Source organism: Pseudomonas sp. R4-84, assembly GCF_054130985.1.
In genome coordinates, this window is record NZ_CP096390.1 from 2,932,554 (window position 1) to 2,954,539 (window position 21,986).

Genomic DNA, 21,986 nt, shown 5'->3' on the forward strand with positions numbered 1-21,986 from the left:
GGGGCAACCCGTCGATAACATGGGGTCACGAATCTATCGACCCCATGGCGGAGGCTCTTCGGCTGACGCCGCACATTGCGGGGATCTGGCTATGTCAGGCTTCGACGAATTACCCCAGTACCTACGCTCTCGCTTCCCCGCCATCACCGCGGCGCTTGGCGCTGCTTGCCTGGCGGGCTGCATGGTGGGCCCGGATTTCACCAGGCCTGAAAACGGATTGGACGCCGCGCAACTGACGCCCCGCCAGGAACACCGCGGCGAGCCTCGCTCCTCCACTGCGGCCGTGCCCATGCAATGGTGGCGGCTGTTCAATGACGCCCTGCTCAGCCAGTTGCAGGCGCGCACGCTGGAGGGAAACCTTGACTTGCAAATGGCCGCCGAACGCATCGAGCAAAGCCGCGCACGGCTGGGCATCGCCGCGTCGCAGTTGGTGCCCACTGTCGGCGCCAACGCCAGCTACGCCCGCGAGGGGCTAAGCGAGCATGGCAAATTCGCGGCCCTGGGGGCTCCCACCGATCCCAGCAATTTCTGGCAGCTGGGTTTCGATGCCAACTGGGAAATCGACCTCTGGGGCCGGGCCCGACGTTCGCGCGAAGGTGCCGAGGCGACGGTCGAGGCCTCGCTGTACGATCGCGAAGCCGTAAGGGTGGCGCTGACCGCCGAAGTGGCGCGCACGTATCTGCAGTTGCGCGGGACCCAGGCACAACTGGACATTGCCCGGCAGAACCAAGCGGTTGCCGAACGCACCCTGGCCCTGGCCGAAAGCCGCGAGCGCAACGGCGTGGCGACACGCTTCGAAACCTCATCGGCCCGCGCGCAGTTGGCGACGGTCAAAGCCCTGCTTCCCGAGCTGGCCCAGCGTCGTAACGCTCAGATGAACGCCCTTGCCCTGCTCATGGGTGAACAACCGCGAGCCCTCGATGCGCAACTGCGCCAGGCCATGCCCCTGCCGTCGCTGCCTGCACGCATTCCGCTGGGCGTGCCGTCGGAACTGGCCCACCGGCGCGCGGATATCCTGCGCGCCGAGGCGCAACTCCACGCTGCCACGGCGGCTATCGGCGTGGCCAAGGCTGATTTCTATCCGCGTATCGGCTTGAAAGGCCGCATCGGCGTGGAGGCTTTCGACAGCGGCGACCTCACCAGTTGGGACTCGCGGATGTTTTCGGTCGGGCCGACCGTCTACCTGCCCATCTTCGAGGGTGGCCGCCTGATGCAGCGCTTGGCCCTGAACGAATCGCGGCAAAAAACCGCCGCCCTCGCCTATCGCCAGACCGTGCTGCAAGCCTGGCACGAGGTAGACAACGCCTTGGACGCCTGGGCTGCTCAACGGCGCCAGCACGACGAGCTGCAGGTTTCGTACGAACAGAACAGGGAGGCACTGGACGCGGCGGAGCGTGGCTATCAACAAGGCGCCGCCGACTATCTGAGCGTCCTCACGGCGCAACTCAACTTGTTGGCCAGCCAGACCCACCTCAACACCAGCGCGACCAACGCCACCCTCACCGTGGTCAATCTGTACAAATCCCTGGGCGGCGGCTGGGATCCGGAGCAGGTTCGATGAACAGCATGGCCTTGCCGACGGCCGCCGTCGCTGTCAGCGAAGCGCCCCACGGCGGGGCCTCGAAGCGGCCGTTGGTCGGCCTGCTGGGCATCTTCCTGGCGGCAATGATGGCGGGACTGAACATCCGCGTCGGTTCATTGGCCTTGGCGGACGTGAGGGGCGCACTGGGCTTCGGCCTGGACGACGCCTCCTGGCTCACCACGGCGTACAGCGCCGGTGAACTGATCGCCATGCCGTTTGCGGCCTGGTTTGCCATGACGCTTTCGGTCCGCCGCCTCGAACTGTGGGTGTTGGGCACTTGTACCGCGCTGGCGGCGATATTGCCCTTCATCCGGGACCTGGACCTGCTGCTGGCGTTGCGCTTTGTTCAAGGCCTCGCCAGTGGCATGACGATCCCCTTGCTGATGATGGCTGCGCTGAAATTCTTGCCGCCATCGATACGGCTGTATGGGTTGGCGCTGTATGCCATGACCGCCACCTTCGCGCCCAACCTGTCCATCTGGCTGGCCGGCCATTGGACGGATGGCCTGCAGGACTGGCGCTGGGTGTACTGGCAGATCATTCCGCTGGCCTGTATCGCTGCGGCATTGATTGGCTGGGGATTGCCCAAAGAACCCATCCAACCCCAGCGTTTCGGGCATGCCAACTGGCTGGGCATGGCATTCGCGGTGCCGGCCTTCGGCCTGATCACGGTGGCACTGGACCAAGGCACGCGCCTGGACTGGTTCAACTCGCCGCTGGTCACCTCCTCGCTGCTGGCCGGCCTGGCATTGCTGGTGATCTACTTGTTGACCGAGTGGTATCACCCCTCGCCCTTCATCAAATTGCAAGTCCTGGGGCGGCGCAACCTGGGGCTGGGCTGCACCTTGTTTCTCTGCTTGCTGGTGGTGCTGATGTCCAGCTCGCTGTTGCCCGCCAGCTATCTGGCCTCGCTCCAGGATTATCGGCCCTTCCAGATGGCGTCCATTGGCCTGATCGTGGCGCTGCCGCAGTTGATCCTGGGCCCCCTGGTGGCGCTGCTGCTCTACCAGAAGTGGGTCGATGCGCGCCTGGTCTTCGCCGCGGGGTTGTGCCTGATTGCCCTGGCGTGCCTGTGTGGCGCGCAATTGACCAGCGACTGGAACCGCGAACAATTCGTCATGGCGCAAACGCTGCAATCGCTGGGGCAACCCATGGCCGTGGTGTCGATGCTGTTTCTGATCACCAGCGTGGTGCAGCCTGCCGAGGGGCCTTTTTTCTCCGGCACCATCAATACAGTGCGCGCTTTCGGGTCCCTGGCCGGCGCTGCGCTGGTCGGGCAATTGATGGTATTGCGCGCACGTTTCCACTCGGAAATGCTGCTGGACCACACGGCCATGGTGGGCGGCGCCTTGCCGTCCATGCCCGATCCACAGCAACTGATGATGCTCATCGGCGGGCAGGCGCTGGTGCTGTCTATCGCCGACGCCTACCGCGTCCTGGGCGCACTGGCCGTGCTGCTGATTCCGCTGGTGCTGCGCCTGAGCTTCATCCCTGCCCCGGTCATACGGGCCGCCTCGCCCCCTTCTTCCTCCCATCGGTGACCCATCATGGCATTACCCAAGAAAGCCAAGCTCATCATTGCATTGCTGCTCACCGTGGCGATCAGCGGGGCCGCCTACCTCAACCGACCCGAGTCGGCTGCCGCCATCCAGTCGACCGACGATGCTTATGTCCACGCCGACTTCACCACGGTAGCGCCGCAAGTGTCGGGCACGGTGGCTTCGGTATGGGTCGAACACGACCAACCGGTGGCCAAGGGCGACTTGCTGGCGACCATCGACGACCGTGATTTCGTCGCGGCGCTGAGCGCGGCGACAGCCCAGGTCGCCAGTGCCCGGGCCGGTATCGTCAGCTTGCAGGCACACCTGGCCCGGCAGGCCACCGCCATTCGCCAGGCCCAGGCTGCGCTGGCGGCAGACGAGGCCGCGGTCACGTTGGCGACTGCCAACCAGACGCGGTATCGCAACCTGGCCAATGACGGCTCGGGCACCGTGCAGGCACGGCAACAGGCCGAAGCGCAACTGAGCATCCAGCAGGCACGCCGGGACAAGAGCGAGGCGGGTCTGCAAGCTGCCCGGCAACAAGTGGATATCCTCAAGGCCGACCTGGAAAAAGCCGTGGCGACCCTCGCCCATGCCGAGGCCACGCAATCCATCGCGCAACTGCAGCTGTCCTACACCCGGATCACGGCACCGATCAGCGGCATGATCGGGCAGAAATCGGTACGGGTCGGTGCGTTCGTCAATGCGGGCAAACCGTTGCTGGCCATCGTCCCGCTCGACGCCGTCTACATCACCGCGAACTTTCGCGAGACGCAACTGGCGCGGGTTGAGACCGGACAGGTGGTGGACATCGAAGTGGACGCATTGCCGGGCGAGGCGTTGCAAGGCACGGTGCAAAGCCTGGGACCGGCCAGTGGCGTGAGTTATTCGGCCGTTGCGCCACACAACGCGACCGGGAACTTCACCAAGATCGTCCAGCGCCTGCCGGTACGAATCCACATTGCCGCCGACCAGCCCGCTGCCAGGAAGCTGCGGGTGGGGATGTCCGTTACGCCGCATATTCGTGTGGGTGAGTGATCATTGGAGCTGTGCGGGGAAATGGAAGGTTTGCGCCCGTTGATCCGATCCAACGACTTAAGCATATAGCTTAATGTTATTTTCAATATGGTTTTTAGATCTTCTAGATTAGCCGTCAAGGCCAATGGTTCTGCACGGCGATACCATCACCGGCGTTGGCCGCCACCCACTCTTCCTCGATTTATCAACGGGCCACTGCCATGCAGCTTCTCACGCTTCCCCCTTCTCCCGGCCTGGCTACGTCGATCCGCGCCACCGCCCAGGTTTTCGAAGACCCCAGTTCCCAAGCGCTCCTGGCCCACTTGCAACAGGTGGCGCCCAGCGACGCCAGCGTGTTGATCATCGGCCAGACCGGCACCGGCAAAGAACTGGTGGCGCGCCACGTCCACAACCTCAGCGCCCGACGTGACAGGCCATTCGTGGCGGTGAACTGCGGGGCGTTCTCGGAGACGCTGGTGGAAGCCGAGCTGTTCGGACATGAAAAAGGCGCGTTCACCGGCGCCTTGACAGCCAAGGCCGGGTGGTTCGAAGAGGCCGATGGCGGCACGCTGTTCCTGGATGAAATTGGCGATCTGCCGCTGCCGATCCAGGTCAAGTTGCTGCGCGTTCTACAGGAGCGTGAAGTGGTCCGCCTGGGCTCGCGCAAGAGCATCAAGATCAATGTGCGTGTATTGGCGGCCACCAACGTGCAGCTGGAAAAAGCCATTAATGCCGGGCACTTTCGCGAGGATCTGTATTACCGCTTGAACGTGGTCAGCGTGGTGCTCAAACCCTTACGCGAGCGACCCGGCGACATCATCCCGTTGATTCGTCATTTCATCGCGCAATATAGCCGCCGACTTGGTCATGGCGAGGTTACGCTGGATGCCCAGGCGCAGCGCAAGCTGCTGGATTATTCCTGGCCGGGGAATATTCGCGAGCTGGAAAACGTCATCCATCACACCTTGCTGATTTGCCGCAACCAGGTGATTGGCGTGCAGGATCTGCACCTGTCCAATTTGCGCATCGAGCGTCAGGACACGCCGCACGACAACACCCCGCAGACCGCCGAGGCGTTGTTGGAAAAAGCCTTCGTGCAAATGCTTGAGCAAGCGCACGGCGATGTCCATGAACAGGTAGAAGCCGCCCTGCTGCGCACCGCCTATCGCTACGCCAATTGCAACCAGGTCCACACCGCCAGCCTGCTGGGCCTGAGCCGCAACGTCACCCGCAGCCTGCTGATCCGGATCGGTGAGTTGGTGGTCAACAGACGGCGACCGGCGTTGAGTACGCAGGACGGTCGGGTGGTCAATCTGTCGACTTGAGCCACTTCCCCAAGCACACAAGGACCCGGTGGGAGCAAGCGCGCTCCCACGGGTACGCTTCCCTTCCCGAAGGCGTGTTGGGTCATCACCCTGCCCGGGCACCCAGGTAGAAATCCTCCAGGTCCCCAGGCGCCGCCAGTCGTTCGGCGCTGCCCTCGCTGACCACCCGCCCGCTTTCCAGGACATAACCATACTGGGCGTAACGCAGGGCGAGGCTGATGTTTTGCTCGGCGATCAAAAAACTGGTGCCCTCGCGCTGATTGAGCTGGTGGATGATTTCGAAAATCTCCTCGACGATCTGCGGCGCCAGCCCCATCGATGGCTCATCCAGCAAGACCAACTGCGGCCGGGCCATGAGCGCGCGTCCGATCGCGATCATCTGTTGTTCGCCGCCGGAGGTGTAGCCTGCCAAGCTTTTGCGGCGCAGCTTCAGACGTGGGAAATGCGCATACACCGACTCCAGGTCAGCCAAGAGCTGACGTCGCGAAACCTGACGGGGCAGCGCGCCCGCCAAAAGGTTTTCTTCCACCGTCAACTGACCGAAGCAGTGCCGTCCCTCCAAAACCTGCACCAGGCCGCCTTGCGCAAGCAGATGCGGTGCGCTGCGCGTCACGTCCTGGCCTTGATAGACGATCCGTCCGCGCACCACTTCGCCCCGCTCGGCGCGCGCCAGGTTCGACGCGGCCTTCAGCGTGGTGCTCTTGCCCGCGCCGTTGGCGCCCAGCAGCACCACGATCTGTCCTCTCGCCACGCTCAGCGACACGTCGCGAAGCGCCAGGATGGTGGACTCATACAACACCTCGATACCCTCGATCCGCAGGATGGGCTCATCTGTCGTCATGCTGTCCCGCCTTCTCGCAAAAGCGACCGGACGCAAGCGCCTGGTCGCAACAAATAATTCAGGATTCCTTGCTGCAATCGCGCGGCGTGATGCCTTTTTCCCGAGCGTATTGGTGCGACGAGGCTTCGATGATCGGCCGCAGCAAGGCGCGGTCGGCCTGTACCCAGTCGCTGACCAGTTTCCATTGCGTACCGTCCCACTGCTGGAAGCGCACCGCGCCGCCCCCTTCATGGTCCGAGCAGGACAACTGCAACGGCTGCACCAGCCCTAACGCGCCTAGCTCCTTCAGACGGGCGTCATCCAGCCTGAGGTTCTCGAAGCCCCAGCGCACCTGCTCGCCGGTCAACGGTTGTTGGCCGAACTTCTGCTGGGCGATGCGCAGGGCCTCGACGTTGAGGATGCCGTTGACCACGCCCAGGTTGTAATACACCGTGCCGAAACGCTTGGGGTCCGCCAAGTCGCCGTGGCCTGCGTCGACCACGTCCTTCTTGATGCCTTGCAGCACCGGGAAATCGGTGCCGGAAGGGTGCGTGGTGATGGCGATGAAACCCTTGGCGGCGGCACCGGCCGGCGCTGCATCGTCCTCGGAGTTGCTCCAGATATTGCCGATGATGTGGTCCGCAGGAAAACCGACTTTCTGCGCGGATTTCAGCGCCACCGGGTTCATCACACCCCAGCCGCGCAGGATCACCCAATCGGGTTTTTCCCGACGGATGTTCAGCCACTGCGATTGTTGCTCGTTGCCCGGATGCGGCACCTCCAGCAAGGTCAGGGCAAAGCCGTACTTGTCCGCCAGGGTCTGCAATACCTCGTTGGTTTCCTTGCCGTACGGGGAGCCGTGGTACAGGGTGACGATCTTCAAGCCCTTGAGCTTATCCAGCCCGCCGGCGCGCTGGCCGATGTAGTTGATGATCGCCGACACTTCGGAATACGGGTTCAATTGCAACGGGAAGACGTAGGGAAACACGCTACCGTCGGTGGAGTCCGTGCGGCCGTGGTTGATGGTGATCAGCGGCAATTTGTCGGCCGTCGAGCGGTCCAGCGTGGCGTAGGCGATGCCCACCGACAGCGGGTTGGTGGCGGCCGCAGGCGCGCCGTTCAAGCCTTTCTTTAGGCGTTCGTAGCACTCGACGCCCTTCTCCACCACGTACTCGGTTTCGCACTCGCTCCAGGTCAGTTTCACTCCGTTTACGCCGCCATTGGCGTTGACATACTTGAGGTAGTCGATAAAGCCACCGAAAAAACCGGTGCCGCCGGCAGCGTAGGGACCGACGCGATAGCTTTGCAGCGGAAAGTATTGTTCATCGCCCGCCTGGACGCAGAACGCTGCGGCGGTGAGGGTCAGGGCCAGCGCGAGGCCGCTGGCGATCGATCGTTTGGACATCGGATTTTCCTTGTTATGAAGCCACAGAGAACCAACGGGAGGGAGCTGTTCAGTAGCGCAACGGCCACAGCCGCGCACGCTCGCGAAAACGTTGCCAGAGGCGCGCAAGGCCCTCTGGCTCCTTGATCAGGAACAGGATGATCAGGGCGCCAAAAAACATCTTTTGCAGGTTCTCCACCTGGCCGGCATCGATCAGCCCGCCGGGCAGCAGCGACACCAGGTTGGACAGCAGCACCGGGAAGAGGACGATGAAGGCCGCCCCGAGCAAGTTGCCCAACAGGCTGCCGAGGCCACCAATAATGATGATGAACAGGATCTGGAATGAGCGATTGAGATCGAAGCCATGGGGCTCGACGGTGCCCAGGTAAGCGAAAGCCCACAGCGCGCCGGCCACGCCGAGGTAAAACCCGCTGAGGGCAAAGGCCAGCAGCTTGGTTTTCGCCAGGGGGATGCCGATCACCGCCGCGGCCGTGTCCATGTCGCGCACGGCCATCCACTGGCGTCCCAATTCGCTGCGCACCAGGTTCTTGCCCAGCCAGAACAGCGCCACCACCACGGTCAGGGTCAACAGATAACGACCGGCCGGCGCATCCAGGTTCACACCGAAGATGTCCAGGCGCGGCGCGCTGATCACCCCCGACGCGCTGTTATTGGAAAACCAGCCAAACCGCGTCAGCGCCCAGCCAACGAAGAACTGCGCCGCCAAGGTCGAGACCAGCAAATAAAAGCCCTTGATCCGCAGGCTCGGCAGGCCGAACAGCGCGGACACCAACGCCGCCGCCAGCCCGCCCAGGGCGATGCTGATCAATAACGGCAAACCGTAGACACGCACTTCAAGGTTGTAAGTGGCAAACGCCCCCACGGCCATGAACGCCGCAGAACCGAGGGACAATTGCCCGGCGTAGCCGGTGAGAAAATTCAGCCCCAGCCCGGCCAGGGACAGCACCAGGAAAGGGATGAGGATTGCGCTGAGCCAGTAGTCGTTCCCCACCCACGGCACCACGACAAAGGCAACCGCCAGCAGCGCCGCGAGCCCATGGCGATCCTGGCGCAAGGGGAAGCTACGGCGATCTTCGGCATAACGGCTGTTGAACTGGCCTGCTTCTCGATAAATCATATTGTTCTCCTAGACCCGTTCGATGGCGCGTTCGCCAAACAGCCCCGCCGGACGCACCAGCAGGAACAGCAGCGCCAGCCCATAGGGAAACCAGTTCTCGATGCCGCTGCCGATGATCGGCCCCAGGTACACCTCCGCCAGTTTCTCCGAGGCGCCGATGATCAACCCGCCGACAATCGCCCCACTGATCGAGGTGAAGCCGCCGATGATCAACACCGGCAGCGCCTTGAGCACCACCAGCGACAGCGAGAACTGCACCCCCAGCCGAGCGCCCCAGAGCAGGCCGGCGACCAGGCCGACGAAGCCCGCCACCGACCACACCACCACCCACACCCGCTGCAAGCGGATGCCCACCGCCAATGCCGCCAAGGGATCATCGGCCACGGCCCGCAGCGCCAATCCGAGCCGGGTCTTGTTGAACAGCCAGGACAACAGCGCCACCAACAACGCGGCGGTCAGCGCGGCGAAAATGTCGAATTGCGACAGCAGCATTCCGCCCAGCTCCAGCGGCTCATCGCTGATGCCCAGGTCCAGCCCGTGCACTTGCGTCCCCCACAGCGCCTGGGCGAAACCTTCGATGACGTAGGAAAGCCCCAGGGTCGCCATGAACAGCGTGATCGGCGAGCGATTGACCAGCGGGCGCAGCACCACGCGCTCCACCGCCACGGCAATCAGCAACATCGCCGCCAGGCTGATAAGAAACGCCAGCCAGAACGGCACGCCCCGCTCCAGCAGGCTGACGAAGGTCAGCGCGGAAAACAGCACCATCGCGCCCTGGGCGAAATTGAACACCCCGGAGGCCTTGTAGATCAGCACGAAACCGATGGCCACCAAGGCGTACATCACCCCGGCGAGCAATCCGCCAATCAATACTTCAAAGAAAAATTCCATCGCGTTTTCCTGTTTTGCGGGCGCAACCTGCCGGCCCTCCCGGACGGGAAGGCGTCGAATCTCAAAAAAATCAGTGTCGCGTGCCGAGGTAGGCCGAAATGACCTCCGGGTTGTTCCGTACTGCTTCGGGCGAGCCGTCGCCGATCTTGCGACCGTAGTCGAGCACCACCACGTGATCGCTGATGTTCATGACGACGCCAATGTCGTGTTCGATCAGCAGCACCGTCGTGCCCAGCTCCCGGTTGATGTCGATGATGAAACGGCTCATCTGTTGCTTCTCGTCGGCGTTCATCCCGGCCATCGGCTCATCCAGAAGCAACAATCGGGGCTCCGCCGCCAGGGCCCGGGCCAGCTCCACGCGTTTCTGCAAGCCGTAGGGCAAGGTGCCCACCAACGCGTCGCGCCACGGCTGCAACTGCATGAACGCGATGATCCGTTCGGCCGCTTCGCGCTGGCTGTCGTCCTCGCGACCGGCCCGCCCCAGGCGCAATGCCTGTTCGATCCACGTACTGCGGCGCTTGAGGTTGCGTCCGGTGAGCACGTTGTCGAGCACGTTCATGCCCTTGAACAGCGCGATGTTCTGGAAGGTCCGGGCAACGCCACGCACCGCCACGTCGTGGGCACGCATGCGACGACGCTCGCGGTTGTCGAAACGTATGCGTCCTTCCTGGGGTTGGTAGACACCGCTGATGATGTTAAGCAACGAACTCTTGCCGGCGCCGTTCGGGCCGATCAGGGCGCAGATCTCGCCAGCGGCGACGCGAAAGCTGATGCCGGTGACCGCTTTGACGCCTTTGAACGACAGCGAGATATTGTCCAGCTCCAGCAGGTGCGTGGCGGCCGTTTGTGTCATGTAGTCGCCTCCTTCCAGACGCGTTGTGTATGAGGCTCATCCTGTCCATTCGCAACGGACCCCGGCGAACTCGACGGCACTTCCCATTCAGTCGAATCCCCCCACCGACGGACCTTGATACCCACGGATTCGAAAAACGCCTGGGTCTCGGGCCGCAAGGCATCCCCCACCACCAGCGGCGCATGGGTCCGTGAAAAACCCAATACATCCCGCAGGGGCCGACGAACCAGCCAATGGCCGACGAACCGCCGCAACGCGCCCGGACGTGCCGCCAAGGCCCAATCCACCAACCTGCGGGCGCGATCGCCCGGCGGTGGCAGGCGCTCCAGTGCGTAGCCATGCAAACGCTCATAGGTCTCCCGCGTGCCGGCCACCAGCGTCGGACCCAGCTCACGCCGATCGCGATCACGGGTCGCGAGGTTTTCCGGAAAATTCAAGCGGAAACCGGCGATCAGCCAGGGCGCGAGCAGGTACCGCGCCTGGCCGGCCGAGGCAAATCCCCGGGCCGCTAGCGCTTCTTCGTATCGACCCAAGCCTTCGCGCTGTACCAAGTGGCGTCCGTGTTGCAGCAGTTCGGTGTGGCGGATGCGTTGTGCTTCGGTGGCTTGTTGGCTGCGCCGGAAAAAGACCAAAGCCGTTTGTTGCGCGTGGGCCAGCGGAACCGTGTCAGTGAATGCTTTCGAACCCATCAACGTGGCGTAATCCAACGCCCGGTCAAACGGCCCCGAGCCCGACAGCCCGCGCCCGTCCAGGTAGATCAGCACGCGGGGCGTCACCTGCGCCGCGCCCAGGCGCAACAACTCTTCGTGCCCTTGGGCCAGTACGAAATCCGGCTGCAATTCGCCGAGCAGTGCGATCTGCCCGGCGGGTGCGTCCAAGGGATCGAACAAACTCGCGGCGCCGCCCAGCCATTGCGCCGCCAACGCCGCCACGATCGCTTGCGGCGTCGGACGGCTGATGATCGTCAGGGTCGCGCCCACCGAGAACCCCCGTGCTTGCAGCGCACCCGCCAAGCTCTGCACCTCATCGGCCACTTGCTCCCAGGTCCGCACTTGCCAAATGCCCAAGTGCTTGTGGCGCAGCGCGACGTCCGTGCCATGCTCGAGCGCTTGTCTATGCAGCCAATGCGGCAACGTGTCGAGGGTATCGGTGAGCTTGCCCATGCTGCCTCCGCGCCTAGGCGACCGCCGCCGTTTTGACCGTGACTTTCTGCTGCTCCAACTCACGCACCAGCGGCAAGACTCGTTGGCCGAAGTACTCCACTTCTTCGTGGAAGTGCAGGAACGCGGCGAGCACCAGATCCACACCCACGGCTTTCAACGCCACGATGCGCTCGGCGATTTGCTGGGGCGTGCCGATGAGGTTGGTTTTGAAGCCATCGTTGTACTGCACCAGGTCTTCAAAGCTGGACTTGGCCCAGTTGCCCTCGCCTTCCGGGCTGGCCTTGCCGGCCTGCTTGGCCGCATCGCCAAACGCGTTGACGGCTTCGGGGTCGGCCTGGTCGATGATCTGGGCCAGCACCGCGCGAGCTTCTTCCTCGGTGTCGCGGGCGATGATGAAAGCATTCACGCCGACCTTGACCGTGTGGTTGTTGGCCGCCGCTTTGGCCCGCAGGTCATCGACCTGGGCCTTGACCCCTTCCACCGTGTTGCCGTTGGTGAAGTACCAGTCGGACACCCGAGCGGCCATGTCCCGCGCGGCCCGGGAGCTGCCGCCCTGGAAAATCTCCGGGTGCTGTTGCAGCGGTTTGGGCTTGAGGGTGTAGCCGTTGAAACGATAGAAATCACCGCGAAAGGTGTAGTTGTCGGTGGTCCAGATGCCCTTGAGCGTGGTGATGAATTCCTCGGAGCGGCGATAACGTTCGTCGTGCTCCAGCCAGGGTTCGCCGATGGCGGTGAATTCGCCCTTGAACCAGCCGGAGACCACGTTGATCGCTACGCGGCCGTCGGTGAGTTGGTCGATGGTTGCGATCTGCTTGGCCAGCACCGAAGGCGTCCACGGCCCCGGCAACACTGCTGCAATGACTTTAAGGCGCGTGGTAGCCGCCAGCAGCGCGTGACTGAACGCCACCGATTCGTGCTGGTATTCGGCGCCGTAGCCGGCGGTGAAACGAATCTGGGTCAGCGCATAGTCAAAACCGGCAGCCTCGGCGATCTGCGCCAGCTTGCGGTTGTAATCGATGCCCCAGTCAGTGCGCTGCGGGATCTTGCTGACCACCAGCCCGCCGCTGACGTTAGGCACCCAGTAGGCAAACTTGATCGGGTCCTGGCTCATTGCGTGTACTCCCAGCTCGTTGGATGTAGGCGTCGTCGCCTCTGTACAACGGCTAGAGCAGCAACCGTGCCACTTATATTTCTCATTTATTTTCAACGGGTTAGTTATTTATCTGATTTTCATGTCTGTCGTGCGACAGGCAGGCTGTTGGATCGCTGTTGCCCAGCCAACACCCGGCGTACCGCTGCCCAAAGGACTGACTGTTGCCTGGCGCACAGTCGCCGGACAGATTGCCCGCAGGACGACAGCTTTTGTGCTGGAAAACCCCGCGAACGCCCCGTTTTCGTTGGCTTCAAGCACCGGGCATGGAGCGTGCAATGGCTGTCGGCAACGGCAGGCTTTCACCCTGCCCGCCCTCTCGTCCTCAAAAGGAACATCGCCATGACCGCACAGCAACAACACTTGCCACCCGTTCTCTCCACTGGCGCCAACTATGAAGCCCTGGCCGAGCGGTTCCGGCCGATCTTCGCGCGTATCCAGGCCGGCGCCCTGGAACGCGAACAGTCACGCAGCCTGCCGTTCGAACAGGTGAAATGGCTGAAGGAAGCGGGCTTCGGCGCCGTACGGGTTCCGGTCGAATTCGGTGGTGCCGGGGCGTCGTTGCCGCAGCTGTTGCACTTGCTGATCGAACTGGCCGAAGCCGACTCCAACCTGCCCCAGGCGCTGCGTGGCCACTTCGCCTTTGTCGAGGACCGTCTCAATGCCCACGCCAGCAGCCCGCAAGACGTCTGGTTCAAGCGCTTCGTCGACGGTGACCTGGTGGGCAACGCCTGGACCGAAATCGGCGCGGTGAAACTCGGCCAGGTCATCACCCGCGTATCCCGCCAGGGCGAGCAATGGGTGGCCAACGGCACCAAGTACTACAGCACCGGCAGTATCTTCGCCGACTGGATCGACCTGTATGCCCAGCGCGACGACAACGGCGCCGACGTGATCGCCGCCGTCAGTGTCCACCAACCGGGCGTCAAGCAAAGCGATGACTGGGACGGTTTCGGCCAGCGCACCACCGGCAGCGGCACATCGGTGTTCGACAACGCCGTGGTGGAGGCTGAAAACCTCATCGATTTTTCCACCCGTTTCAAATACCAGACCGCGTTCTATCAACTGGTCCTGCTCGCCGTGCAGACGGGCGCCGGCCGCGCCGCCGTCCAAGACTTCAGCGAACACGTGCGTCAACGCACCCGCGTGTTCAGCACCGGCAACGCCAGCGAAGTGAGCCAGGACGTCCAGGTCCAGCAAGTGATCGGCAAGGCGTCGGCCCAGGTCTACGCCGCCGAAGCCACGACCCTGCGCGCCGCCAGCGCCTCGCAGCGAGCCTATGAAAGCCGCTTCGGCCAGGACACCGAAGCCGAGCACACCGCCAACATCCTCGCCGAACTCGAGTCGGCCCAGGCCCAAGTGGTGGTCGCCGACCTGACGCTGCGGGCCACCAGCGACCTTTTCAACGCCCTCGGCGCTTCCGCCACCAGCACCGGCAAAGCCCTCGACCGCCACTGGCGCAACGCCCGCACGGCGGCTTCACACAACCCACTGATCTACAAGGAACGGATCATTGGGGATTGGGAGATCAATGGGACGGAGCCGCCGTATGTCTGGCAGATTGGTGGGGGATCAAAGCAGCGTTGATTTCGCCGCTCGCCGTCAACGGTTGTTGCGCAGAATGGTGAAGTTCAGCGCAGCAGCCACGCATAGCCACGCCAGGTAGGGAAACAGAATCAACCCGGTGATCACGTCCAGGCGCAACGCCAATACCACCATCGCGGCCACGACCAACCAGAGCAGCGTGATAATCATCATGCCGGCGAGAATCTGATGCGCCCCGAAAAACACCGGCGTCCATAACGTGTTGAGCGCAATTTGCGCCGCCCACAGCGCCAAGACCAACTGGCTTCCCGGCATCAGGCTCAAGCGGTACCCTGCCCAGGCAAGCAGCAGGTAAATAATCGACCAGGCCACCGGGAACATCCAGTTGGGCGGTGTGAAGCTGGGTTTGACGAGGGATTCGTACCATTGGCCCGGTTTGAAAATGACGCCAGTACTCGCAGCAGCACAGCAGGCGATGAGAAAAATAAAGAAGGTCATTGTCCGTCCTTAGCTGGTGTCAGCTGTCTGAGGTAATGGAATACGTCGGCAGGCAGCGACTGGTCGCCGATCCGTTGCGGTGTCCATTTTTCAAAGACTCGACGGCGGTCTGATAAATTCAATAAACCACCCGTCTGGAGCAAAACATGTTCGTCCGACCTTTCTCCATCGCCGTCCCTGACAGCGCGCTTGACGACCTGCATGATCGCCTGCGTCGCACCCGGTTGCCAGAGCCCTTGGCCGGCGTGGGCTGGAGCGAAGGCATGGACGCGGACGTGCTGCGCGATCTGCTCGCCCAATGGTCGACAAACTTCGACTGGCGGGCCCAGGAAGCGGCGCTCAATCGCCTGCCGCACTTCGTCGCCACCTTGGGCGAGCAAGAGATTCACTTCGTCCACCAGCGCGGCATCGGGCCCAATCCGATGCCGCTGGTGCTTACCCACGGCTGGCCCGGCTCGTTCATCGAGATGCAGCGCATCATCGAGCTGCTGACGGACCCCGCCAGCCATGGCGGCGACCCGGTCGATGCTTTTGATGTGGTGGTACCGTCCTTGCCGGGCTACACCTTTTCGGCGCCGTTCATGCAAACCGGGTGCGGGCCTTATGAAGCGGCCGGGTTATGGAGCGAGCTGATGACCGGGCTAGGTTACGAGCGGTTCGGTGCCCAGGGCGGCGATGTGGGCGCGGCTGTCACCAGTTGGTTGGGCGTGCGCTTTGCCGAGCGTCTGACCGGCATCCACCTCAACTACATTCCCGGCGCGTACCGCCCGCCGCTGGGCGAAACCGACCCGCCTCCGAGCGAAGAAGAAACCAAATTCCTGCAACGCGCCGCGGCGTTCAGCGAAGCCGAAGGTGCCTATGCGCATATCCAGCGAACCAAGCCGCAAAGCCTGGCCGTGGGCTTGAACGACTCACCTGCTGGATTGCTGGCCTGGATGGGCGAAAAGATTCTGTCGTGGTGCGATCCGAGCGCCCCCATCGATCGCGAATGGCTGCTGACCAATGTGACGCTTTATTGGCTGACCAACTGCATTGGCTCGTCGTTTCGCCCGTATGTGGAAGGCAGTCGCCGGCCTCTGGTGCTTGCCAGCGGTGAGCGAATAAAGCCGCCGTTGGGGGTCGCGCTGTTTCCCTGGGAGTTGCCGCTGCCACCACGAAGCTGGGTGGAGCGAGGCTACAACGTTCAGCGTTGGACACAGATGCCCCGGGGCGGTCACTTTGCGGCGTTGGAGCAGCCTGAGTTGTTGGCGGAGGATATTCGGGCATTTTTCCGGGACTTGCGATAAGCCAAGGCGGTCCGAAAATCTCGTAGGAAATGACGACCCGTGGCGAGGGAGCTTGCTCCCGCTGGGCTGCGAAGCGGCCCCACATCAGCGACTCCATTTCTCCAGACACACCGCATCGCCCGGTTTTGCGGCGGCTGCGCCACCGAGCGGGAGCAAGCTCCCTCGCCACGGGGATGGGGGCGTTCTACAGGTCGGTTGTGGGGCTGGGGGCGATGGACGTAACCGGCGTCATCGAACGACGCGATCTCGAAGCAAACAGCACTGTGGGAGCGAGCTTGCTCGCGACGGCGCCGTGTCAGCCAGTGAAAATATTGATTGATCGAATGTCATCGCGAGCAAGCTCGCTCCCACAGGTTTCGCGTCGGGCCTGTGACCAAGCAGCGTTGCACCCGTGGCGAGGGAGCTTGCTCCCGCTGGGCTGCGAAGCGGCCCTAAATCGGCGACTCCATTTCTCCAGGCACACCGCAGCGCCCGGTTTTGCGGCGGCTGCGCCACCGAGCGGGAGCAAGCTCCCTCGCCACGGGGATTGCTTGCTCCCGTCGGGGTTGTGCGTCAGGCCGCCTCCTCCGGCTCTTTCAACGCCGCCAACACCAACGGATGCAGCACCGCATCCGGATATTTCTCCTGCCACGCCCCCAGGTCCCGGCGCATGCCTGGTGTCCAGAAGTTCTTGATGTGCTGCCGAACGCCGTTCACCGCCAGGGCGTGGTCAGGCTCGGTGGCGAAATACCGGGCGATCTCGTTAGCCATTTTGATCAGGTTCTGAGCGCTCATCGACGCACCTCGGCCTTTTCCCCTTGACGGCGCTCCTTGAGCAAGCGGCGTTGTTCGTCGCTGAAGGCCTGATACCGCTTCTGCCATTCCGAAGGCTGGCTGACCCGCACGATTTCCACCGCCGTGACCTTGTATTCCGGGCAGTTGGTGGCCCAGTCGGAGTTGTCGGTGGTGATCACGTTGGCGCCGGATTCGGGGAAGTGGAACGTGGTGTAGACCACGCCCGGCGCCACCCGCTCGGTGACCTTGGCCCGCAGCACGGTCTGCCCGGCGCGGCTGCTGATGCCGACCCAATCGTCTTCGGCGATACCGCGGTTCTCGGCGTCGGTCGGGTGGATTTCCAGGCGATCTTCCTCGTGCCAGGCGACGTTGTCGGTGCGCCGGGTCTGGGCGCCGACGTTGTACTGGCTGAGGATGCGCCCGGTGGTCAGCAATAGCGGATAACGGCCGTTGACCTTTTCGTCGGTGGGCACGTAGCCGGTGAGCATGAAACGCCCTTTGCCCCGCACGAACGCCTCCATGTGCATGGTCGGCGTGCCGTCCGGCGCGGCGTCGTTGCACGGCCATTGCAGGCTGCCATGACGCTCCAGTTCGGCGTAGCTGACGCGGCTGAAGGTCGGCGTCAAACGGGCGATTTCATCCATGATTTCCGAGGGATGGCGGTAGTCCATTTTGTAGCCCAGGGCATCGGCCAGGGCGACGGTGGCTTCCCAATCGGCCTTGCCGGCCAACGGTTCCATCACCTTGCGCACGCGGGAAATGCGGCGCTCGGCATTGGTGAAGGTGCCGTCCTTTTCCAGAAACGAGCTGCCCGGCAGGAACACGTGGGCGAACTTGGCCGTTTCGTTGAGGAAGATGTCCTGGACGATCACGCATTCAAGGGCGGTCAGGGCAGCGGTGACGTGCTGGGTATTGGGGTCGCTCTGGGCGATGTCCTCGCCTTGGCAGTAAAGCGCCTTGAAGGTGCCGTCCAGCGCCGCCTCGAACATGTTCGGGATGCGCAGGCCCGGATCGGGTTGCAGGGTCACGTTCCAAGCCTGTTCGAACTGGGCGCGCACCGTTTCGTTGGAGATGTGCCGGTAGCCGGGCAGTTCGTGGGGAAAGGAGCCCATGTCGCAAGAGCCCTGGACGTTGTTCTGCCCACGCAACGGGTTCACCCCGACGCCTTCGCGACCGATATTGCCGGTGGCCATGGCCAGGTTGGCAATGCCCATCACCGACGTGCTGCCCTGGCTGTGTTCGGTGACGCCGAGGCCATAGTAGATGGCCGCGTTGCCGCCCGTGGCGTAGACCCTTGCGGCGGCGCGGATCTGCTCGGCAGGCACGCCGCAGACAGGGCCGACGACTTCGGGGGCATTTTCCGGCAGGCTGACGAAATCGCGCCAGCGGGCGAAATCCGTCGCCTCGCAACGGGCCTCGACAAAGGGTTGGTTAATCAAGCCCTCGGTAGCGATCACATGGGCCAACGCGTTGAGCATCGCCACGTTGGTGCCTGGACGCAGTTGCAAATGCAGCTCGGCGCGGGCGTGGGGTGAATCCACCAGGTCGATGCGCCGTGGGTCGATGACAATCAGACGTGCGCCCTGGCGCAAGCGACGCTTGAGCTGGGAGCCGAACACCGGGTGTGCATCGGTAGGGTTGGCGCCCATCACCAGGATGACGTCGGCCTTCATCACCGAGTCGAAATTCTGCGTGCCGGCGGACTCGCCCAAGGTTTGCTTGAGGCCATAGCCGGTCGGCGAATGGCAGACCCGGGCGCAGGTGTCGACGTTGTTGTTGCCGAACGCGGTGCGCACCAGTTTCTGCACCAGGTAGGTTTCTTCGTTGGTGCAACGGCTGGAGGTGATGCCGCCGATGGAATCGCGCCCGTACTTGAGCTGGATGCGCCGCAGTTCGCTGGCGGCGTAGGTGACCGCCTCATCCCAGCTGACTTCCTGCCACGGGTCGCTGATGTGCTTGCGGATCATCGGCTTGGTGATGCGGTCCGGGTGCGTGGCGTAGCCCCAGGCGAAGCGGCCCTTGACGCAGGAGTGGCCGTGGTTGGCCTGGCCGTTCTTGTCCGGGACCATGCGCACCAGTTGTTCGCCTTTCATCTCGGCGCGGAACGAACAACCCACGCCGCAATAGGCGCAGGTGGTGACAACGCTGCGTTCCGGCTGGCCGATCTCCACGACGCTTTTGTCGATCAGTGTGGCCGTCGGGCAGGCCTGGACGCAGGCGCCGCAGGACACGCATTCGGAATCGAGGAAATTCTCGCCGCCAGCCGCTTCTACTCGGGAGTCGAAGCCGCGCCCGCTGATGGTCAGGGCGAAGGTGCCCTGGATTTCTTCGCATGCGCGCACGCAGCGACTGCAGACGATGCACTTGCTCGGGTCGTAATCGAAATACGGGTTGGATACATCCTTGGCTTCGGCCAGGTGATTGGCCCCTTCGTAGCCGTAGCGCACCTCACGCAAACCCACCTGCCCCGCCACAGTCTGCAGTTCGCAGTTGCCGTTGGCCGGGCATGTCAGGCAGTCCAGCGGGTGGTCGGAAATGTACAGTTCCATCACGTTGCGGCGCAGCGTGGCGAGCTTGGACGTTTGCGTGCGGACCACCATGCCGTCGGTCACCGGCGTCGTGCACGAGGCCGGATAGCCGCGCATGCCGTCGATTTCCACCAGGCACATGCGGCAGGAGCCGAAGGCTTCCATGCTGTCGGTGGCGCACAGTTTGGGGATGGTGGTGCCGAGCAGGGCCGCCGCGCGCATCACCGAGGTGCCGGACGGAACCCTGATTTCGCGCCCGTCGATGGTCAGGCTGACCTGCACGTCGCTTTCGCGGGCCGGGGTGCCCAGGTCGATGTCGCTGGCTGGATCGAAAATGGTAATCATTGGTCGGCCTCCGAGGTCGCCAGACCGAAGTCGGCGGGGAAATGCTTGAGGGCGCTGGCGACGGGGTAGGACGTCATCCCACCGAGGGCACAAAGCGAGCCGTATTGCAGGGTGTCGCACAGGTCTTGCAGCAACAGCGCCTGGTCCTGACGGGCATGGGCATCGGTGCTGGCGAGCAGGCGATCCACCACCTCGACGCCACGGGTCGAGCCGATGCGGCACGGCGTGCATTTGCCGCAGGACTCCTCGGCGCAGAACTGCAAGGCGAACCGGGCCATCCTGGCCATGTCCAGGCTGTCATCGGCGACCACCACGCCACCGTGGCCGAGCATTGCGCCCATGGCGGCGAACGCCTCGTAGTCCAATGGCGTGTCGAACTGCGCTGGCGGCACCCAGGCGCCCAACGGCCCGCCGACTTGCGCGGCCTTCAGCGGACGACCGCTAGCGGTGCCGCCGCCATATTCTTCCACCAATTCGCGCAGGCTCAGGCCGAACGCCCGTTCAACCAGGCCGCCGCGACGCACGTTGCCGGCCAATTGGAACGGCATGGTGCCCAGGGAACGGCCCATGCCGAAATCACGGTAGAATTGCGCGCCCTTCTCCAGGATCACCGGCACCGAGGCCAGCGTCACCACGTTGTGCACCAGCGTCGGCAAGCCAAACAGGCCCTGCAATGCCGGCAGCGGCGGCTTGGCGCGCACCGTGCCGCGCTTGCCTTCGAGGGATTCGAGCAGCGCCGTTTCCTCACCACAGATATAGGCGCCGGCGCCAACCCGGACTTCAAGCTCGAAGGCGCGACCGCTGCCGCCCACATCGGTCCCCAGGTAACCGGCCTCGCGGGCGATGCGCAGTGCTTCGTTCAAGGTGCTGACGGCGTCGGGGTATTCCGAGCGCACGTAGATGTAACCCATCGTCGCGCCGACGGCGATGCCGGCGATAATCATGCCTTCGATCAGCAGGAACGGGTCGCCTTCCATCAGCATGCGGTCGGCAAAGGTGCCGGAGTCGCCTTCGTCGGCATTGCATACCACGTACTTCTGCGGCCCCGGAGCGTCGCGCACGGTGCGCCACTTGATGCCCGCTGGGAAAGCCGCCCCACCCCGGCCACGCAGGCCAGAGTCGAACACCTGGGCGACCACCTCGGCGCCATCCGTCTGGATCGCCCGGGCCAGGCCAAGGAACCCGCCCCGGGCGCGGTAGTCATCGAGGGACAAAGGTTGAGTGATGCCGGCACGGGCAAATAACAGGCGTTGCTGGCTCTTGAGGTAGGGAATGTGCTCAACCAATCCCAATGCCGATGGATGGCTACCAGGATCACCCGCCAGCGCGTCGAGCAGGCCCGGTACGTCCTGGACCGTGACCGGGCCAAAACCCAAGCGTCCTTCAGGTGTGTCCAGCTCCACCAACGGTTCCAGCCAATAAAGCCCACGGGAACTGGTGCGCAACACCTGCAAGGGCAATTGACGCCGCTCGGCCTCGCGGACCAGCGCATCGGCCACCTTGTCCGCACCGACGGCGCGGGCCACTGAATCACGGGGAACGCAGAGGGTCAGCATGGGCCATCCTCCAGGCAGCCATTCACCAATTGGCGCAGGCGCTCCGGGGTCAGCCGCGCATGCAGTTCCCCGTCCAGCTCCAGGGCCGGCGAACAGACGCAGGCGCCCAGGCAATAGACGGGTCGCAGGCTGATCGCTCCATCGGCGCTGGTGCCGTGGTCATCCAGCGAAAGCTGTTCGCGCAACTGCGCAGCCAGCCCCTCGGCCCCCATGCTCTGGCACGACTCGGCCCGGCACAGGCGCAGGGTGTGGCGCGCCGGTGGCGTGGTGCGAAAGTCATGGTAGAAGCTGATCACCCCGCGCACTTCAGCCTGGCTGAGGTTGAGGGCATGGGCGATTTCAGGGACGGCGGTGTCGGGAACGTACCCGCACCCTTCCTGGATGGCATGGAGGATGGGCAACAAGGCACCAGGGGTGTCCTTCTTGCGCGCCAGCACGTCGTGAATCAGAGGCAGGTGAAGCGTCTCATCAGGCATAAACGTACCTCGGCATCTCGAACGACAGCGCCGCGTGGCGGTGGCCGTTCGGAGTCTTGGCTGCGGCGTGCGGCCCACGTCACGGTTACGTGGCAAATCCGATCGCCATTCTTG

General features: G+C 63.6%; 18 protein-coding genes. 6 read left to right on the top strand and 12 right to left on the bottom strand.

The window, feature by feature from the left end:
* The first annotated feature begins 91 nt into the window (after window positions 1-91).
* The 4 genes from M1D68_RS13305 (at window position 92) to M1D68_RS13320 (ending at window position 5,465) form a co-directional block, all read left to right on the top strand.
* On the top strand, window positions 92-1,561 hold the full coding sequence (locus tag M1D68_RS13305) for an efflux transporter outer membrane subunit (protein WP_457967012.1): 1,470 nt from the start codon (window positions 92-94) through the stop codon (window positions 1,559-1,561).
* Entirely contained in the window at window positions 1,558-3,123 is a 1,566-nt protein-coding gene (locus M1D68_RS13310) for an MFS transporter (protein WP_457967014.1), read from the top strand. The genes M1D68_RS13305 and M1D68_RS13310 overlap by 4 nt, the downstream gene beginning before the upstream one ends.
* 6 nt (window positions 3,124-3,129) lie before the next feature.
* Window positions 3,130-4,161, top strand: coding sequence for an HlyD family secretion protein (locus M1D68_RS13315; RefSeq protein ID WP_457967016.1), 1,032 nt, complete (start codon window positions 3,130-3,132; stop codon window positions 4,159-4,161).
* Window positions 4,162-4,361: 200 nt separating this feature from the next.
* Window positions 4,362-5,465 (top strand): sigma-54 interaction domain-containing protein, encoded by a 1,104-nt coding sequence (locus M1D68_RS13320; RefSeq protein WP_457967018.1) that lies wholly within the window; start codon window positions 4,362-4,364, stop codon window positions 5,463-5,465.
* 85 nt (window positions 5,466-5,550) lie between these two features.
* On the opposite strand, the gene M1D68_RS13325 is transcribed toward M1D68_RS13320, so the two are convergent.
* The 7 genes from M1D68_RS13325 to sfnG form a co-directional block, all read right to left on the bottom strand.
* A complete protein-coding gene (locus tag M1D68_RS13325) occupies window positions 5,551-6,306 on the bottom strand; it encodes an ABC transporter ATP-binding protein (RefSeq protein ID WP_457967020.1) in 756 nt (251 codons plus the stop codon).
* Window positions 6,307-6,364: 58 nt separating this feature from the next.
* Complete coding sequence (locus tag M1D68_RS13330; protein ID WP_457967022.1) at window positions 6,365-7,690, bottom strand: ABC transporter substrate-binding protein; 1,326 nt, start codon at window positions 7,688-7,690, stop codon at window positions 6,365-6,367.
* Window positions 7,691-7,739: 49 nt separating this feature from the next.
* Window positions 7,740-8,807, bottom strand: coding sequence for a branched-chain amino acid ABC transporter permease (locus M1D68_RS13335; protein WP_434559022.1), 1,068 nt, complete (start codon window positions 8,805-8,807; stop codon window positions 7,740-7,742).
* 9 nt (window positions 8,808-8,816) lie between these two features.
* On the bottom strand, window positions 8,817-9,698 hold the full coding sequence (locus M1D68_RS13340) for a branched-chain amino acid ABC transporter permease (protein WP_457967024.1): 882 nt from the start codon (window positions 9,696-9,698) through the stop codon (window positions 8,817-8,819).
* A gap of 70 nt (window positions 9,699-9,768) precedes the next feature.
* The gene (locus tag M1D68_RS13345; RefSeq protein ID WP_457967026.1) at window positions 9,769-10,551 is read right to left on the bottom strand and encodes an ABC transporter ATP-binding protein; all 783 of its coding nucleotides are present in this window, start codon (window positions 10,549-10,551) and stop codon (window positions 9,769-9,771) included.
* Window positions 10,548-11,714 (bottom strand): AMP-binding protein, encoded by a 1,167-nt coding sequence (locus M1D68_RS13350; protein WP_457967029.1) that lies wholly within the window; start codon window positions 11,712-11,714, stop codon window positions 10,548-10,550. The genes M1D68_RS13345 and M1D68_RS13350 overlap by 4 nt, the downstream gene beginning before the upstream one ends.
* Window positions 11,715-11,727: 13 nt before the next feature.
* Window positions 11,728-12,825 (bottom strand): dimethylsulfone monooxygenase SfnG, encoded by a 1,098-nt coding sequence (gene sfnG / locus M1D68_RS13355; protein WP_457967031.1) that lies wholly within the window; start codon window positions 12,823-12,825, stop codon window positions 11,728-11,730.
* A gap of 381 nt (window positions 12,826-13,206) precedes the next feature.
* On the opposite strand from sfnG, the gene M1D68_RS13360 reads away from it, so the two are divergent.
* Window positions 13,207-14,451: an acyl-CoA dehydrogenase family protein gene (locus tag M1D68_RS13360; RefSeq protein ID WP_457967033.1), complete on the top strand. Its 1,245-nt coding sequence runs from the start codon at window positions 13,207-13,209 to the stop codon at window positions 14,449-14,451.
* Window positions 14,452-14,466: 15 nt separating this feature from the next.
* Here M1D68_RS13360 and tspO read toward each other — a convergent pair whose 3' ends face one another.
* On the bottom strand, window positions 14,467-14,907 hold the full coding sequence (tspO, locus tag M1D68_RS13365; RefSeq protein ID WP_457967035.1) for a tryptophan-rich sensory protein TspO: 441 nt from the start codon (window positions 14,905-14,907) through the stop codon (window positions 14,467-14,469).
* A 146-nt stretch (window positions 14,908-15,053) separates the two neighbouring features.
* Between tspO and M1D68_RS13370 the strand changes: the two genes are divergently transcribed.
* On the top strand, window positions 15,054-16,193 hold the full coding sequence (locus M1D68_RS13370; RefSeq protein ID WP_457967037.1) for an epoxide hydrolase family protein: 1,140 nt from the start codon (window positions 15,054-15,056) through the stop codon (window positions 16,191-16,193).
* A 552-nt stretch (window positions 16,194-16,745) separates the two neighbouring features.
* Here M1D68_RS13370 and M1D68_RS13375 read toward each other — a convergent pair.
* From M1D68_RS13375 to M1D68_RS13390, 4 genes are read right to left on the bottom strand one after another with little or no spacing between them, the layout of a single operon-like run.
* Window positions 16,746-16,967, bottom strand: a complete 222-nt coding sequence (locus M1D68_RS13375; protein WP_445571935.1) for a formate dehydrogenase subunit delta — start codon at window positions 16,965-16,967, stop codon at window positions 16,746-16,748.
* The gene (gene fdhF, locus M1D68_RS13380; RefSeq protein ID WP_457967039.1) at window positions 16,964-19,840 is read right to left on the bottom strand and encodes a formate dehydrogenase subunit alpha; all 2,877 of its coding nucleotides are present in this window, start codon (window positions 19,838-19,840) and stop codon (window positions 16,964-16,966) included. Before fdhF ends, M1D68_RS13375 begins: the two co-directional genes overlap by 4 nt.
* Complete coding sequence (locus M1D68_RS13385; protein WP_457967041.1) at window positions 19,837-21,396, bottom strand: formate dehydrogenase beta subunit; 1,560 nt, start codon at window positions 21,394-21,396, stop codon at window positions 19,837-19,839. Before M1D68_RS13385 ends, fdhF begins: the two co-directional genes overlap by 4 nt.
* Window positions 21,390-21,872: a formate dehydrogenase subunit gamma gene (locus M1D68_RS13390; protein WP_420763805.1), complete on the bottom strand. Its 483-nt coding sequence runs from the start codon at window positions 21,870-21,872 to the stop codon at window positions 21,390-21,392. The genes M1D68_RS13385 and M1D68_RS13390 overlap by 7 nt, the downstream gene beginning before the upstream one ends.
* Window positions 21,873-21,986: the final 114 nt, after the last annotated feature.

Coding starts and splice junctions, on each gene's coding strand:
- M1D68_RS13325 (WP_457967020.1), bottom strand. CDS start 6,306: ATGACGACAGATGAGCCCATCCTGCGGATCGAGGGTATCGAGGTGTTG.
- M1D68_RS13315 (WP_457967016.1), top strand. CDS start 3,130: ATGGCATTACCCAAGAAAGCCAAGCTCATCATTGCATTGCTGCTCACC.
- M1D68_RS13320 (WP_457967018.1), top strand. CDS start 4,362: ATGCAGCTTCTCACGCTTCCCCCTTCTCCCGGCCTGGCTACGTCGATC.
- M1D68_RS13385 (WP_457967041.1), bottom strand. CDS start 21,396: ATGCTGACCCTCTGCGTTCCCCGTGATTCAGTGGCCCGCGCCGTCGGT.
- M1D68_RS13310 (WP_457967014.1), top strand. CDS start 1,558: ATGAACAGCATGGCCTTGCCGACGGCCGCCGTCGCTGTCAGCGAAGCG.
- sfnG (WP_457967031.1), bottom strand. CDS start 12,825: ATGAGCCAGGACCCGATCAAGTTTGCCTACTGGGTGCCTAACGTCAGC.
- M1D68_RS13330 (WP_457967022.1), bottom strand. CDS start 7,690: ATGTCCAAACGATCGATCGCCAGCGGCCTCGCGCTGGCCCTGACCCTC.
- M1D68_RS13340 (WP_457967024.1), bottom strand. CDS start 9,698: ATGGAATTTTTCTTTGAAGTATTGATTGGCGGATTGCTCGCCGGGGTG.
- M1D68_RS13375 (WP_445571935.1), bottom strand. CDS start 16,967: ATGAGCGCTCAGAACCTGATCAAAATGGCTAACGAGATCGCCCGGTAT.
- M1D68_RS13305 (WP_457967012.1), top strand. CDS start 92: ATGTCAGGCTTCGACGAATTACCCCAGTACCTACGCTCTCGCTTCCCC.
- M1D68_RS13390 (WP_420763805.1), bottom strand. CDS start 21,872: ATGCCTGATGAGACGCTTCACCTGCCTCTGATTCACGACGTGCTGGCG.
- M1D68_RS13335 (WP_434559022.1), bottom strand. CDS start 8,807: ATGATTTATCGAGAAGCAGGCCAGTTCAACAGCCGTTATGCCGAAGAT.
- fdhF (WP_457967039.1), bottom strand. CDS start 19,840: ATGATTACCATTTTCGATCCAGCCAGCGACATCGACCTGGGCACCCCG.
- M1D68_RS13350 (WP_457967029.1), bottom strand. CDS start 11,714: ATGGGCAAGCTCACCGATACCCTCGACACGTTGCCGCATTGGCTGCAT.
- M1D68_RS13370 (WP_457967037.1), top strand. CDS start 15,054: ATGTTCGTCCGACCTTTCTCCATCGCCGTCCCTGACAGCGCGCTTGAC.
- tspO (WP_457967035.1), bottom strand. CDS start 14,907: ATGACCTTCTTTATTTTTCTCATCGCCTGCTGTGCTGCTGCGAGTACT.
- M1D68_RS13345 (WP_457967026.1), bottom strand. CDS start 10,551: ATGACACAAACGGCCGCCACGCACCTGCTGGAGCTGGACAATATCTCG.
- M1D68_RS13360 (WP_457967033.1), top strand. CDS start 13,207: ATGACCGCACAGCAACAACACTTGCCACCCGTTCTCTCCACTGGCGCC.